General features: G+C 58.0%; 13 protein-coding genes and 3 tRNA genes. 12 read left to right on the forward strand and 4 right to left on the reverse strand.

Annotated features, from left to right (window positions below):
* The first annotated feature begins 14 nt into the window (after positions 1 to 14).
* Both HYW18_00145 and HYW18_00150 read left to right on the forward strand, forming a co-directional pair.
* A complete protein-coding gene (locus HYW18_00145) occupies positions 15 to 1,166 on the forward strand; it encodes a glycosyltransferase family 4 protein (protein MBI2484563.1) in 1,152 nt (383 codons plus the stop codon).
* Positions 1,167 to 1,169: 3 nt separating this feature from the next.
* A complete protein-coding gene (locus HYW18_00150; protein MBI2484564.1) occupies positions 1,170 to 2,009 on the forward strand; it encodes a helix-turn-helix domain-containing protein in 840 nt (279 codons plus the stop codon).
* 158 nt (positions 2,010 to 2,167) lie between these two features.
* Here HYW18_00150 and HYW18_00155 read toward each other — a convergent pair whose 3' ends face one another.
* The 3 genes from HYW18_00155 to HYW18_00165 all read right to left on the reverse strand — a co-directional run bounded on the left by HYW18_00155 (position 2,168) and on the right by HYW18_00165 (position 5,476).
* Complete coding sequence (locus HYW18_00155; protein MBI2484565.1) at positions 2,168 to 2,959, reverse strand: hypothetical protein; 792 nt, start codon at positions 2,957 to 2,959, stop codon at positions 2,168 to 2,170.
* A 343-nt stretch (positions 2,960 to 3,302) separates the two neighbouring features.
* Positions 3,303 to 4,586: a hypothetical protein gene (locus tag HYW18_00160; GenBank protein ID MBI2484566.1), complete on the reverse strand. Its 1,284-nt coding sequence runs from the start codon at positions 4,584 to 4,586 to the stop codon at positions 3,303 to 3,305.
* A 449-nt stretch (positions 4,587 to 5,035) separates the two neighbouring features.
* Positions 5,036 to 5,476, reverse strand: a complete 441-nt coding sequence (locus HYW18_00165; protein ID MBI2484567.1) for a hypothetical protein — start codon at positions 5,474 to 5,476, stop codon at positions 5,036 to 5,038.
* 122 nt (positions 5,477 to 5,598) lie between these two features.
* Between HYW18_00165 and HYW18_00170 the strand changes: the two genes are divergently transcribed.
* The 10 genes from HYW18_00170 to HYW18_00215 all read left to right on the forward strand — a co-directional run bounded on the left by HYW18_00170 (position 5,599) and on the right by HYW18_00215 (position 12,793).
* The gene (locus tag HYW18_00170; GenBank protein MBI2484568.1) at positions 5,599 to 6,486 is read left to right on the forward strand and encodes an AAA family ATPase; all 888 of its coding nucleotides are present in this window, start codon (positions 5,599 to 5,601) and stop codon (positions 6,484 to 6,486) included.
* Between the two features lie 2 nt (positions 6,487 to 6,488).
* Positions 6,489 to 7,538: an exo-alpha-sialidase gene (locus HYW18_00175; GenBank protein MBI2484569.1), complete on the forward strand. Its 1,050-nt coding sequence runs from the start codon at positions 6,489 to 6,491 to the stop codon at positions 7,536 to 7,538.
* 5 nt (positions 7,539 to 7,543) lie between these two features.
* Positions 7,544 to 8,098 carry a ribosome recycling factor gene (gene frr, locus HYW18_00180; protein ID MBI2484570.1) on the forward strand — a complete coding sequence of 185 codons (555 nt, stop codon included), beginning with the start codon at positions 7,544 to 7,546 and terminating at the stop codon, positions 8,096 to 8,098.
* Between the two features lie 2 nt (positions 8,099 to 8,100).
* Entirely contained in the window at positions 8,101 to 9,426 is a 1,326-nt protein-coding gene (locus tag HYW18_00185; GenBank protein MBI2484571.1) for a glycine--tRNA ligase, read from the forward strand.
* Positions 9,423 to 10,688, forward strand: coding sequence for an insulinase family protein (locus tag HYW18_00190; protein MBI2484572.1), 1,266 nt, complete (start codon positions 9,423 to 9,425; stop codon positions 10,686 to 10,688). The genes HYW18_00185 and HYW18_00190 overlap by 4 nt, the downstream gene beginning before the upstream one ends.
* A complete protein-coding gene (gene tpiA / locus HYW18_00195) occupies positions 10,685 to 11,428 on the forward strand; it encodes a triose-phosphate isomerase (GenBank protein ID MBI2484573.1) in 744 nt (247 codons plus the stop codon). The genes HYW18_00190 and tpiA overlap by 4 nt, the downstream gene beginning before the upstream one ends.
* Complete coding sequence (locus tag HYW18_00200) at positions 11,425 to 12,219, forward strand: tetratricopeptide repeat protein (GenBank protein ID MBI2484574.1); 795 nt, start codon at positions 11,425 to 11,427, stop codon at positions 12,217 to 12,219. The genes tpiA and HYW18_00200 overlap by 4 nt, the downstream gene beginning before the upstream one ends.
* 22 nt (positions 12,220 to 12,241) lie before the next feature.
* Positions 12,242 to 12,317, forward strand: a tRNA-Thr gene (locus tag HYW18_00205).
* Between the two features lie 67 nt (positions 12,318 to 12,384).
* Positions 12,385 to 12,469: transfer RNA gene (locus tag HYW18_00210), tRNA-Tyr, on the forward strand.
* Between the two features lie 248 nt (positions 12,470 to 12,717).
* Positions 12,718 to 12,793, forward strand: a tRNA-Thr gene (locus tag HYW18_00215).
* Positions 12,794 to 13,003: 210 nt separating this feature from the next.
* Here the strand turns inward: HYW18_00215 and pilB are convergent.
* Positions 13,004 to 14,719: a type IV-A pilus assembly ATPase PilB gene (pilB, locus tag HYW18_00220; protein ID MBI2484575.1), complete on the reverse strand. Its 1,716-nt coding sequence runs from the start codon at positions 14,717 to 14,719 to the stop codon at positions 13,004 to 13,006.
* Positions 14,720 to 14,736 lie beyond the last annotated feature (17 nt).

Raw genomic sequence — 14,736 nt, forward strand, 5'->3', positions numbered from 1 at the left:
ACTTTTGGAGGAGTATGCATATTGGCATAGATGCTATTGCGGCAAATGAAGAACTCCGCACGGGTCCGGGTGTGTATGCGTTTGAATTACTCCGCGCGATGATGGCAGCAACGGGGGGAGATCGCGTATCGCTGTATCTGAACAAACCATTAGTTCAGGCATGGGCAGATATTCCCCCGAACTGGCAGGCACGTGTGCTTCCGTGGAAATTGCCTGGGTGGGCGACGGTTCGTTTATCTTCTGAGCTTCTTTGGCATCCACCAGATGTTTTGTTTGCTCCCTCTTCTCGTTTGCCGCTCTGGACTCCTCGCGGAGGACTTCATAAAACTGCCGCAACGATTCAGGACATCGGCTTTATGCGCTTCCCAGAACTCTATGAGCGCCGTGATCGACAGCGACAAAAAAGCGCTCTCCGCCGAGCTCTGCGTCGTGCAGATCTACTTCTGACAATTTCTGCGTTCACAAAGCAAGAGCTTGTGGAGCTGTTTAGGGTCCCGGCGGAAAAGATTGTCGTGATTCCTCTTGCTGTCTCGCCGCGCTTTACGCCAGACCCGGCAGAAGCGATCGAGCGGATGCGTGTTAAAGCACGCATAAGCCAGCACTATCTGCTGTGTGTAAGCCGGCTTGATCGAAAGAAAAACATCGAAACGCTTATCCGCGGATTTGAAATTTTTAAAAGCCAGCGTGGATTTGGAGACCCGCATGAACTGGTCATCGTGGGGCCGGATGGATTTGGAGCGAAAGACATCCGCGCACGCATTGCGACGTCCTCTATTCGTTCGTCTATTCATCTTCTCGGTGGCGTGTCGGAAGAAGAAAAGGTTGCTCTCTACAGCGGTGCGCTTGGGTATGTGAATATCTCATGGTATGAAGGATTCGGTCTCACGCCGCTTGAAGCTGCCGCCTGTGGGACGGCCGCTCTTCTCTCGGACATCCCTGCGCATCGCGAGGTCATGGGGGACGGGGCGTTGTATGCCAACCCGCGTGATCCGGAAGTGTTTGCACTCGCACTCAAACACTTTGCCGAAGAGCCAACACGTCGCGAGGCTGTCTTGGCTCGTGCGCGTGAACGTCTTATATTGTATTCGTGGGAGAGGACAGCGGCACTCACATGGGAGGCTCTCCGCGGCGTTGTGGCTCCAAAAAATCTTTTTCACACATTCTAAAATATGTCCGAGGAGCTTACGGATATTCTGGTAGAGTCAGGACTAAGTCCGAAAGAGGCGGCTATCTATCTTGCGGCGTGCGAACTTGGTCCCGCGGGTGTGCAAGAAATTGCGAACAAGTCTGGTATCCAGCGCACGACAGTCTATGTCTGTCTTGAGACGCTGGAGAAAGAGGGGTTTATCTCTGGCGCAGAGGCAGCCGGCCGCAAAGTGTTTGTTGCTGCTCCGCCGGACCACGTGCTCTCTACAGTGAGAGCAAAACGCGAGGCGATTGTGCAGAAGGAGGAGAAACTTGCCTCTGCGCTGCCGCGTCTTACTGCTCTTTACAACGTGGAGGGACAAAAGCCGCAAGTTCTATTCATGGAGGGGCAGGAGGGACTCATGAGCCAGTTGGATGTTTTTGAAAAACTTGTCGGGCCCTTTATCCAGATCACCAATATTGACGACGCGGCAGAGGCGTTTAAGGGTCGAGAACAACGCCGCAAGGAGCATAAACAGCAATTGAAAGAGCAGGAAGTGGGCGGACGGACGCTGGTTGTTACGTCTAAGTCTCTTGAAGAACTACAGCTTCTTCCCATGCCCGTGGATCTGCGCTTTCTCCCGTTTGAAAATTTTCCGATTCATGGAGAGGTGACGGTACGAGAGGACACGATTCTCCTCTATTCATTCCGCGGACAGACGTTCGTGACGATCATACGGAGTAAGACGATGGCGGACACGTTGCGGAGTGTCTTCGAACTTGCGTGGAGCGGTGCGCGTATATATCCAGGCCTCTCTTCTCAAGAGCGTCTGGCTGGCTTTACTAAACCTCTCTCCGACCAAACTTTCCCAAAACAAAACTAAGTTTCGTTGTCGAAACTTAGTGTTGTTTAGTTTTGTCGTTTAAGGGGTGGGAGATCCGGCTCCTGTGGTCGAGCAGCGCTCGGCCACACGAGGGGGTCCTGAAGAAGAGTGTGCTTCAGGTCACGAACGGAGGGAGAAGGAACGGGGCGCCTGGGTGCCTAGTGAAGGACGAGGCTCGTCACCAGGTGGTCGAGCCCGATGGGCTGACGGTCGGGGTCGGACGCGACGGGGGCCACGGCGGCCTCGGGCTTCTTGTGCCCGTGCCGACGGTTCCGGCGGCGGCCGTTGTTCTCGTCCTGCGCGACCGGGGACGCGGACTCGGCGGTCTTGGTGACCATCGGGGCCATACCCTTGACGGTCGCTTCGGTCTCGCTCTTGTCGGCGAGGAAAATCTCGAGGCGCCGGTCGGTCTCCTCCACCCACTGCGCGTTCTCGCGGCACGGATTTTCCCGCAGCGCTCGGAGCGCGTCCCGCTTGCGGCTGCGCAGCAGGGCCTCCATGTTCTCGAACGAGCGGCCGAAGACCTGCTCGAGGGACTCGCCGTCGCGGGCCACCCGCGTGCAGTAGGTGATGCGCAGCTGCTCCATGCGGTCGTCGCCGGCCGCGGCGATCTTCTCCTCGACGATCTTCTTGCGGTGCGCCTCGCTCTCGAGCCGCTCGGCGGCCGCCTTGATCTCGGCGTCCACCTGCGCGTGCTCCTCCGCGACGCGCTCGCAGAGCCGCGCCGCGAGCGAGGGGTTCACCTGGCGGAAGTGCTCGATGCTCTCGTTGAGGATCTGAAGCGGCGACCAGGTCGTCATCTCGGCGCCGCCGCCGTTGGCCGCCGCGAACCGCCGGAGCAGCCCTTCGATCCTCGTCATGTGCAGCGAGTCGCTGCACATGACGAGCTTGCGGGCGGTCTCGGCGAGCTCGCGGAACGAGGGCCGGGGGGAACGGGTGCTGTCGGACATGTTCGTCTCCAGTGTGGCGCATCCGCGTGGGATGAACGCCGGGGGTTTGGGGTTCCTCACACCATTCTTAGGGGGTTGAGGGGTCCAGTGACATGCCGAAGCAGTATGGACCCATGAAACCCGGGCATGTGCATCAAGCGAGAAATCCCGGTTGAAGCACTTGGGTTTCACACCTCTCGTTCTGTCATATGGCAGTTCGGGAGGTGGGCTCTCTCTCCTCCTAAGAATGGTGGGAGGAACAATCTGGCCTGTGAGCGCGAGTGGGGACTCACGCGCACGGGGGGATTGGGGCCGGCGCAAGGTTTTCACCATGGGGCCCCGAGAAAGAAACTGATGGAAGGAACTACTCGTCACGCAGCGCGCGGGGAGCGGCGCGGCGCGGACCCGGGGCGTTGCGCTTGGCAAGCGCTGCCTCGATCTCGCGCTTCATCTCTTCGTCGACCGTGGGCGTGGGGGTGGGCTCTGCCACGGGGGTGCCGGCGGCGCGGCGGGCGGCGGCGCGGCGGGCGATGTCACCCATGACCGTGCTGCCGGCACTCGCACTCCGGTGGGCTTCCGAGTGCTCCCGCCGCTCCCGCACGAACTCACTCAACGCGTTCTTGGCGTCGAGCATGTCCATGTGTGCGTTGGGGTGGCGGCTCTCGGTGTAGTGACGGATCCGACTTTCGAGGATCCGCTCCACGTCCCGCGGTTGGTAGCCGCGGATGCGGTCGAGGCTGTCCTCGGTCCGTCCGACCGCGACCTGCCACTTGCGCAGCCAGCCCCACAGGGGGTCCTGGTCGGCGCCGTCCACGTACGTCGTCCTCTCTTCTTCGCGTCCACGCTGCTCGGCCTTCTGCGCCCGTCGCTCTTCGCGTGCCTTGTTCCTGCGCTTCGTGTCCTCACCGAGGGCCTTCATGGCCTCCTCTTCGAGGTTGTTGAGGCAGGACCAGTCGCCGTTGCCGCTCACGACCTGCCGGGTCATGGTCTCCGCGATGGCCCAGTAGAGCTGGAGGGTGGAGACTTGCGCGGTCGGGGCGCCAATCCAGATCGGACGGCCGTCGCCGGCGTCCGTCTGCATGGCGGCCTCGAGGAGGAGCGTGCGAAGCGCGTTGCGGAGCTCGGGGTGCCGCTTTCGCAGCTCCACGATCCGGCGTGTCCTCCAGCCGCTCGTGATGCGGTGGTTCTTCCACCACGCCACGGGCTGGAGTGACGCCAGTCGCTCGCGCGGATCCTCATCCGCCAGGGGCGGGTATTTCGTCTCCCACCACTGCGGCTGGTCCTCCGTCGGCTGGTCGTTGTGGGGGTCCACGGGGGTGAAGATGACGCGCGTGCCCTTGCAGGACGCTCGGCCCGTCACCTTCGTGCCCTCCACGCGCTCGCTCTGGATGGACTCGCCGACCTTGATTGCGACCTTCTCCTCGTAGTACGAGCTGGCCGCCAGCCATTCCTCGAAGCCCTGACGTTCGAGGAGGAGGGCTGCGGTTGGCCCGCTGCCCACTCCGCGGTCGGTGTCCCACGACTCCTCGTTGGGGTGGCAGACGATGTTCGCCACGCCACGGGTCAGGGGACGGATCTCTTCCCACCCCTGCTTCTCGCTGGCCGTCTGTGGCACGTTGCCGCGCCGGGAACTGCTGGTGCGTCCCATGGTCTCTAGCCTCCTGCGATGTTATCGCATGGTTCCGACTTTTTCCGCTTGGGACCATTCCCGCACGGAACAACTCGGTTGTTGTCGAAGATCTTCGGCTTCTTTACTTTAACAAAAAAAGCCGTCCTTTGGGGAGAAACACTTTATCCTCAAAAGACGAATTTTTATTTTTTTGATGACGCGGGCTTCCCCAAGCTCTCGTCAGACCCCCAATTGGAAGGATCAAACTAACGGCGAAATGTATCACTTTTTGGGGCTTTTGTCAATGGCCGACCTTCATCAATTCGCTTAAATAAGCCAACTTTTCTTTGTCACTAAGAGATCACTTAGTGATCACTAAGAGAGAATTTAAACAAAACAACCCAGATCGGGTTGTTTTGCCCCCGCAGGAGGTCTCGGAGAGATCTTCTGTGGGGGGTGCGGCAGAGTGAGCCGCGAGAAGGGGTGGGCTAGTGCCCGTGGCCGCCGCCAGCAGCGGGGCCGTGATTGGCGTCGTGGTTGTCGTGACCGTGTCCCGTGCCGTGACGGGCAGCCTGCAGAGCACGCGCGCCTGCGCCGTGCACACGGCCCGCACGGCGCATGGCCTGCGCAGTGAGCACGGCACCCACGATGCCGAGGATACCGATCACCCACACCCACCAGTGCCATCCCACCAGTACGGTGAGGGCGTAGGCGACGAGCACGGGGTGGGCACTACGGTCGAGCCCGCGGGCGATGCCCTCTGCGTGCAGAGCGCTCGCGAGCCACCGGGCGATGGCGCCCGGGATCGCCCAATGCGCCCAAGCGAACGAGCACCATCCGAGCCACAGCATCTTGTTCGTGTGGCTGTACTCGAGGATGTCGAAGCCAGCCATCCAGAAACCCGCGTACCAATACCAGAGCGTGAGCATCACGTGATCTTTCTCCGACGCATGGTCGGCGTTGGGGGTTATCGACACAAGGATCTAAACGCCGGAGAATACTAAAAAAACGGCTTTTTGTCAAGTCAAAGTCGTGCTATAATCCCCGCACTATGGATGAAATTGTTGGCCATTCACAAGCCTGTTCTTTTTTTGATCGTGCTATTTCTGCGGCAAAACTACATCATGCCTATGCCGTGTTTGGGCCGGATCATGTGGGGAAAACGGTGCTTATTGAGCGGGTGATTGGCCAGATCCTTCACACGCCGTCCGATCACTTGGACGCACACCCGGACTTTGTGCGGGTCCGTCGAGGAGTGGATGAGAAAACAGGGAAAGAGCGAACGGACATTGTGGTGGGTCAGATCCACGCTCTGCAGAGTGCCCTTGCGACACGCCCTGTTCTTGCGCCCCATCGTGTCGCGTTTATCGAGGAAGCGGCTCTCCTTAATAAGACAGGCGCGAATGCGCTCCTGAAAACGCTCGAGGAGCCGATGTCTCGTGTGGTGATTTTTTTGCGTACAACGCATGAAAGCGATCTCCCTAAGACGATTCTCTCTCGCGTGCAGCGCGTCCGGCTTTCACTGGTTTCCGCAGAAGCCATTGCAAGCATGCTTGTGCGTCTTGGCGCGTCGAAAAAAGAAGCACAAGAGTTTGCCGGTGCGTCTCATGGGTGTCCCGGTCTCGCGCGCACGCTTCTTCTGCATCCGGCCGATCACGAAGCGCGCGCCCGCGATCGTGCGCAGTTTGAGGAAGTGCTTGCTTTGCCGCTTGCCGGCCGGTCGCTCTATTTATCGCGCGCTCTTCCAAAGGGCCAGCCTCGGGCAAAGGCCCTGGAGCTTGTGGAACTTTGGGAAGATGTGCTCCGCGCGCGCTGGCACGCAAGCGGATTTGGCGCGCCGCAAACGGCTGTGCTCCAACGCCTCTTTCAAACGCGCGAAGCTCTACAGAGAAACGCGCCGCCTGTTCTTGCTCTTGAACACACTCTTTTTTTCGTATGACTATGCGTAAACTTTTTTTTGGCGTCGGCCTTATTGTACTGTTAGCCGGCATCGGCTGTTCGCGCGGCGGGGCGCGAGGGGCAGATGGTGGCGTCTTTAAATCGAGCGACGCAGGTGCCTCGTGGTCACAGGCCGTTGCGGTGCTCTCTGCGCGCGGCGTTGGCTCGGCGGCCGGAGCGAATATTCTCTCGCTTGTCGCGGATCCGTCCGACCCCTTTACCCTCTATGCAGGAACAGAAGGGCAGGGGCTTATCTTTTCGTATGACGGCGCGGCCAGCTGGCAACAACCTCGTGAGGGAGTGCTCCGCACGGGGGCTGTTACTGCCGTGGCCGTGGATCCTACGGAAAAGTGCCGCGTGTATGTAGCCAAGAGCGATCGTATTTTCCGCACGGATGATTGCAACCGAACATTTGGTGAGGAGATTTATGTGGAAGGAAAGGCCGGAGTTTTTGTAACGGGCCTTGCGGTGGATTGGTTTTCGGGCGAGTCCGTGTATGCGGCGCTCTCCGACGGCCGCCTTTTGAAAACGAGCGACTACGGCGCGAATTGGACAACGGTCTTCCGCGGACGGCAAGCGATTACGCGCTTGCTTATAAGCAATCTCGATAGCCGCGTTGTCGTTCTGGGCATGTTGGGCGGGGGATTTGCGCGCTCGACTGACGGCGGATTGACATGGGCGCCGATTCTTGATCAACTGAAGCCCTATCGGGATGCGAATCGCGTCTTTGGCCTGGTGCAGGATGCACAGGGCGAGCGCATGATGGCCGCAACAGGCTATGGTGTTCTGACATCGGAGGACCAGGGGGATAGCTGGCGGCCGCTCAAGCTCTTGTCGGCGCCGGGCGAGGTGATGGTGAATGCTGTGGGGATTGATCCGGCAGAGAAGGACCACATGCTCTACGCGGTCGGCAATGCACTCTACGAAACGCGCGATGCGGGGGAGCACTGGGCGGTGCAAAAACTTGCGACGTCCCGACTGATCCGCACGATTCTTTTTGACTCATCCAACTCCGAGACGATTTACATTGGCATGCGCGCTGTTCAACAATAAAATGTATGCATCAATTTCTTGTAGGAAAAAAAAGCGGGTTCGAGGACGCCATAGCGCATCTGCGCGATGAAATGGCCGGGCTTCGGACAGGACGCGCGCATCCGGGGCTGGTCGAGCATGTGGTGGTGGAGGCGTACGGCACGCAGTCGCCACTGAAGGCGCTTGCGATGGTGAGCATTCCCGAATCGCGCACTCTGCAGATTGAGGCATGGGATGCGGGTATTGTGAAAGACATCGAGCGCGCACTTTCTGCAGCCGACCTTGGCGCGTCGCCGCACATGGATGGGAAAATTATCCGACTTGTTCTTCCAACGATGACGGAGGAAACGCGCAAGAAGATGGTAAGGCTCATGAAAGAAAAGGTGGAATCGGCGCGCGTGTCGCTCCGCCAATCGCGGGAAGACATCCGTAAAGAAGTTTCGGCAATGGAGAAAGACAAAAAAATATCGGAAGATGAACGGTTTAAAATATTCGATGAGCTCGACCGTATGACGAAGGAATTTACCGATATGGTGGAAAAAATCAGCGAGGAAAAGGAACGGGAGATCATGACGGTCTAACTATGGCATCTGTTTCGATGGAGACATTGGTACATTTGGCCAAGAGCCGCGGGTTTGTTTTTCCCGGCTCCGAGATTTATGGGGGGCTTGCGAATAGCTGGGACTACGGTCCGCTCGGGGTTGCACTCAAAAAAAATATCGTGGACGCGTGGTGGAAACGGTTTGTGACGTCACGCCGCGATATGGTGGGGATTGATGCCGCCGTTATCATGAATCCAAAAGTGTGGGAGGCGTCGGGACACCTGGCGGAGTTTACAGACCCGCTGGTGGAGTGCAAGAAGTGCCATACGCGTTTTCGCGCGGACCAAATCGATACGGCCGCCGCGTGCGCGCATTGCGGCACGAAAGGAGAATTTACCGAGTCCAAGAATTTCAATTTGATGTTCAAAACGTTTCTCGGCTCTACCGATGACGACGCGGCAGTGGCGTATCTGCGCGGCGAGCTGGCGCAGGCGATGTTTGTAGATTTTCCCTCTGTGGTGCAGATGTCTCGCAAGCGCGTGCCCTTTGGCATTGCGCAAATAGGGAAGTGCTTCCGAAATGAGATTACGCCGGGAAATTTCATTTTCCGCATGCGCGAATTCAATTTAATGGAGTTTGAGTATTTTGTGCATCCGTCCGAATGGGAGAAGTCTTTTGCCTATTGGCTTAGCGAAATGAAGGCGTGGCTTGGATTTCTCGGCGTTAAAGAGGAGCATCTTGTGTTTCACGAGATTCCCGACGGCGAACGTGCCCACTACTCCATGCGTACAGTGGACATTGAGTATCAGTACCCGTTTGGCGTGAAGGAGTTGTACGGTCTTGCCTACCGCACAGACTTTGATTTGAAAAACCACATGGAGAAATCGGGAAAAGATCTACGTTATACCGATCCCGTGAGTGGCGAAAAATATTTGCCGCATGTGATTGAGCCTACTTTTGGTATTGACCGTACGGTTCTTGTCACTATGCTTGAGGCGTATCACGAAGAAGAGGCGCCGACCGCCGAGGAAGGGGAGTCTGCCACGCGCGTCGTGCTCAAATTTCCCAAGTCGCTTGCGCCGTTTAAGGTAGCCGTGCTTCCGCTTTCCAAAAAAGAAGAGCTCTCGGTTGTCTCTAAAGGTGTTCTCGATCTCCTGACCCCGTATTTTGCTTGTGACTATGACGAGACGCAGTCCATCGGACGACGCTATCGCCGGCAAGACGAGATCGGCACGCCCTATTGCGTGACGGTGGATTTTGACTCGTTAAACGACCATGCTGTCACGGTGCGCGACCGTGACTCCATGAAGCAAGAGCGTGTCCCCATCACGGACCTTGTAACGTATCTCACCCCGCTTCTTGTATGAAGAAGACACATTTGTCCAACGGCATTCCGGTTTTTCTTGTTCCATCAAGCGGCACGGAAGCGGCAACGGTGCTTGTTATGGTGAAAGTTGGCTCGCGTTACGAAACGCCAGCACTAAACGGGGTGAGCCATTTCATTGAGCACATGCTGTTTAAGGGCACGCCCAGGCGGAAGACTCCGCAAGATATTTCACGCACGCTTGATGCGGTCGGCGCCGACTATAATGCATTCACTGCCAAAGATGAGACAGGATATTGGGTGAAGGTGAATCGGACACATGTCCCGCTGGCGGTTGATCTGCTCCACGACATGCTTACATCGTCGAAATTTTCCGCGCCGGAACTTGCGCGCGAGCGTCACGTTATCATGGAAGAGATTAACATGTATCACGACAACCCGATGATGCATGTGGATGAGATGTTGGAGTCGGTAATGTTTGCTGGCTCCACGCTTGGATGGGAGATTGCCGGAACGCACAAGACGATGACGGAGATGCCGCGTGCGGATGTCATGGCGTTTTGGCGCCGTGCGTATCAGCCTCGTCGCATGGTGATTGCTGTGGCTGGGGCGTTCCCCAAAGATACAAAGGCGCGACTTGAGAAATCATTTGGAAGGAAGCTGACAGCGCCGGCAGACATGACCTACGATCCATTCTTGGGATTTCTGACCTCGCGGCGCCCGCGTGTGGCGATCCAGTATAAAGAGACAAAGCAAGTACAGGTGGCCGTGGGGTTTCCCGGCGTTTCACACATGGATAGGCGTGCGGATGCCATACGGCTTCTCGCCACAATTTTGGGCGGCCCTATGTCATCGCGTCTGTTCACTTCGGTGCGCGAAAAGCGCGGCCTTTGTTACTTTGTGCGCGCGAGCCACGCGTCGTTTGAAGACACAGGACTCTTTATGGTTCAATCTGGACTGGATCGAGGTCGGCTGGGGCTGGCCGGAAAAATCATCATGCAGGAACTACGCAAAATGGTAAAAGAGCGCGTGGGTGGGGCAGAATTGACACGGGCAAAAGAATATCTTGCTGGCAAAACCATTCTTGCTCTTGAGGATTCGTCCACCGTGGCCGAATGGTATGCCAAACAGGAATTGCATACAGGGACGGTTCTTACACCCCACGAAAAGCTGGCGCGTCTGCGTAAAGTGACTCCAGCACAGATTCAGGACGCCGCAGCGTGGGCCCTAGACACGCGCCGCATGGGGTTGGCCGGTATTGGTCCGTTTCGTCGCGAAGGGGAATTATCAAAATACTTTTTGTGAAGTATCTCGTTGCCAACTGGAAGATGTACGTGGATACACGCGGTGCGGTGGCGCTGGCGCGCGAGGTTTTACGTTGGACACGCGGAAAAGAAAAGCTTCCCGAAATTGTGCTTTGCCCAAGCTTTCTGGCCATCCCGGAAGTGCAGAAAGTTCTTGGCCATAGCCGCATTCATCTGGGGGCGCAAGATGTTTTTTGGGAAAATGACGGGCCGCATACAGGGGGAATCAGCCCGCAGGCTCTTCATGCGGCTGGGTGCGCATTTGCGATTATCGGACACTCGGAGAGACGGCGGGAACTTGGCGAGACGGACGTGATGGTGGCAAAAAAAGTCTCGGCAGCTTTGGCAGCGGGACTCACACCTTTGGTATGCGTTGGGGAAACGAAAGAGGCGCATGAGGCGGGCGAGACATTGTTGGTCGTCCGCGCTCAAGTGCGCCAAGCGCTTGCGGGCCGTGCGCACGGACGTGTAGGCATTGTCTACGAGCCTCTTTGGGCGATTTCATTGTATGGGAAAGGGGAACCGGAATCCCCGGAAGCTCTGCGCGAAATTTTTGGCGGCCTCAAAGAGGAAGCGGGAGAGGACGCGATCCTTCTTTATGGCGGGAGTGTGGATGGGGCTAACGCCTATAGCTACTTACGCGAGGATGTGGTTGATGGAGTGCTGGTGGGGTACGCGTCGGTGAAGACGCACCAGCTTGGCGATATGCTTGCGGCCACGTGCAAAGCTTCTCATATATGATGATTCTTTTTTGGATAGCGCTTGTTCTCCTTATTGTTTCGCTTGCTGCACTTGTGTGGGTTGCTTTTCGGCACATGGCGCAAGTACGTGTGGTGAACATCCACACGGATGACAAGGCGCAACATGCACGAGTGAAAGAAGATATTATTTTGGAACGCGTGACGCGCACGTTTGCTCCCGCGCGGTTTTTCCTCCGTGTGCTCCCGCGCGTGGTTACATTTCTCCGCCGTGTTGGGCGGCGCACGGTGCAAGAGCTTCGTACTCTGGAAAAACATTATGCGCATGTACGTGAGCGCGCACAGGCCCCCCTGCGCCGAAGTGGCGAGGCAGTGAAGCGGGCAATGGAGGAAGCGGCAGCACTCGTGCACGATGAACAGTATGCGGAGGCGGAGAAAAAATACATTGAGGTGATTTCTTTGCGCCCGCGGCATGTGGCGGCGTATGAATTTTTGGGGCGTTTGTATACAAAGATGGGAAATTTGGACCAGGCGGTGGAGACGCTTGCATTTGCGCTTCAGCTTGCACCGAACGACGCAAGCGTGCATGTGTCACTTGGCGAGGTGTATGGGAAAAAAGAAGAGTGGGCGCGCGCGCTTGCCGAGTTTGAGCGTGCCGTGGCGAAGCGTCCTGGGAATCCGCGCTATCTCGACTTGTATATTGAAAGTGCGCTCATTGCCAAGCGGCCAGAGGAGGCGGCAAGGGGAATTGCGCTGTTGCGAAAGACCAACAAAGAAAACCAAAAATTGGGGGAGTTTGATGCGCGTTTAGCCGCGTTGCAGGGCACGATGTAATTTGCTACTATCCGCCCCGCAGGCCGTTGTAGCTCAGTTGGTAGAGCACGTCCATGGTAAGGACGAGGTCACCGGTTCGATCCCGGTCAACGGCTCCACTCCGCTCTTTGAGCTTCGTTAGGAGTATTCCTAACGAGACCCGAAGGGTGAAGGGAGACAACATACGGGTAGGTACTCAAGTGGTCAACGAGGGCAGACTGTAAATCTGCTGGCTCCGCCTTCGAAGGTTCGAATCCTTCCCTACCCACCAGCTTCCTTTCCCGACAGACTTTCGTTCAGGCTTCTCCTTGTCGCCTTCACTTTCGTCTGTCGGCCGGTCGCTTTCGCCAAGCTCTGCTTGGCGAGGAAAGAAAAGAATTGGGTCGGAATTGCTAAACGCCGCCTTAGCTCAGCTGGTACCCGCCGTCCAGCAGCAAAGCTGCAGGACAGGCGGGCCCGCCGGCACGCCCGGAGGGCTGTGCGGCGGGGAGCAACGGTTTTGTGGGCTAGTTAGCACGTGCCGAGATAGCTCAGCTGGTAGAGCAACGGTTTTGTAAACCGTAGGTCACGGGTTCGAGTCCCGTTCTCGGCTCCAGACGCGCTTCACAGAAAAACATCCGGTCAAGCCGGAGTGTTTTTTGTTTCGACAGCATGCCGTTCATTGTTTCTTTGGTCAGTTTCAACTAACTCATCAACTCAGGGACGAAGGAAAACAGAAGACCGCACCCGAGAGTGAAGCGCACGAGAGCGGCTTCTGTGGGTGCGGTTGAAGGGTGGCGTCAGACAGAGTGCCTGACGTCGAGGACTAATCGTGGCCAGTTACACGCATCACTTCCTCGAGCGAGGTGACACCATCGCGCAATTTGGCGAGCGCGCTCACACGCAACGTCTTCATGCCACCGCGAACGGCTTCACGGCGAAGCTGCTCGGTCGTGGCACCGGCGGCGATCTGCTCGCACAGGTCGGAGGTGAGCGCCATGATCTCGTAGATGGCGATGCGGCCCATGTACCCGGTCTCGTTGCAGGCGGGGCAGCCAACGGCGCGCAGGCAGGTGTACTCGTCTGACTCGTCAGACGGCACTCCCAGGTCGAGCAGGGTCTGGCGCGGAACGTCTTGGGGCTCGCGGCAGGTCTCGCACAGACGCCGCACGAGACGCTGGGCGATGATCATCCGCACGCACGCGGCGATCTCGAAGGCGGGCACACCCATCTCCGTCAGACGCGCGATCGTGCTCGGCGCATCGTTGGTGTGCAGGGTGGAGAGGACCAGATGCCCGGTCATCGCGGCCTGCACGGCCGTCTCCGCCGTCTCGAAGTCCCGGATCTCACCCACGAGGATCACGTCCGGATCCAGACGCAGGAACGACCGCAGTGCGGCGGCGAACGTGAGTCCTGCCTCCACGTTCACTTCCGTCTGCTTGATTCCGAAGATGTCGTACTCGACCGGCTGTTCCACGGTGAGGATGTTCGTCCCTACGACGTTGATGTCGGAGAGCGCGGAGTAGAGCGTGGTCGTCTTGCCCGACCCCGTCGGACCCGTCACGAGGACCATGCCACTTGGAGCATGCAGGGCGGCACGGAACCCCTCGAGCTCTGAGGACTCCAATCCGAGCTTGGTCATGTCGAGCTGGAGCTTGCTCTGGTCGAGAATCCGGATGACCACGTACTCGCCGTGCTGGGTGGGAATAACTCCCACGCGCAGGTCGATGTTTCTCCTGCCGCCGAGCTTGAGCTTGATCCGGCCATCCTGGGGCTTCCGGCGCTCGGAGATGTCCAGGCGCGCCAAGATCTTCACGCGTGAGATGATCGCGTTGCGGTATTTGAACGGAGGCTTGAGCACGTCGTAGAGCACTCCGTCGATGCGGAACCGGACGCGCACCTGGCGCTCGAAGGGCTCGATGTGGATGTCGCTCGCGCGGTTCTTGATCGCGCTTGCCAGGATGAAGTTGACGAGCCTGATAACCGGTGCTTCGCCGGCGACTTCTTCAAGTTCTGCCGCGGTGACATCTTCCTCGGCATCCTTCTCCACTTCCAGTCCGTCGTCTGACAGCCCCAGTTCTTCCAGAGCGTTCTTGAACGTCTTGGCGGAGAGGTAGCAACGATCGATGAGAGCGTTGATCTGGCTTTCGGGAGCCACCACGACTTCGAGCTTGTGGCCGGTCTTGACCTCGATGTCGCGTCGCGCGACGAGATCCCCTGGGTCGACCATGACAACGGTCAAAGTGTTGCCCGACAGACTCAGGGGCACCATGCGGTAACGGTCCACGAGCATGCGCGGAATGAGCTTCAACACCTTGGAATCCGGTGAAGCCTCCGAGAGGTCTACGGGCTGGACGTCGAACTGCCTCCTCAACGCGTGGACGATTGCGTTCTCGTCGATCACGCCGTAGCGCACGAGCTCGTAGCTCAGAGGTCCGCCGGTCTGCTTGACGCGGTCCAGGGCTTCCTGGAGCTGAAGAGGAGAGATGTCCTTGTTGTGCACGAGCAACTCGCCAAGACGGGTATCAGAAGCTGATATCATGGTTTCTCCATGGGGGG

The organism is Candidatus Uhrbacteria bacterium (genome assembly GCA_016187485.1).
Classification (GTDB): Bacteria; Patescibacteriota; Patescibacteriia; order UBA9934; family UBA10169; genus JACPJO01.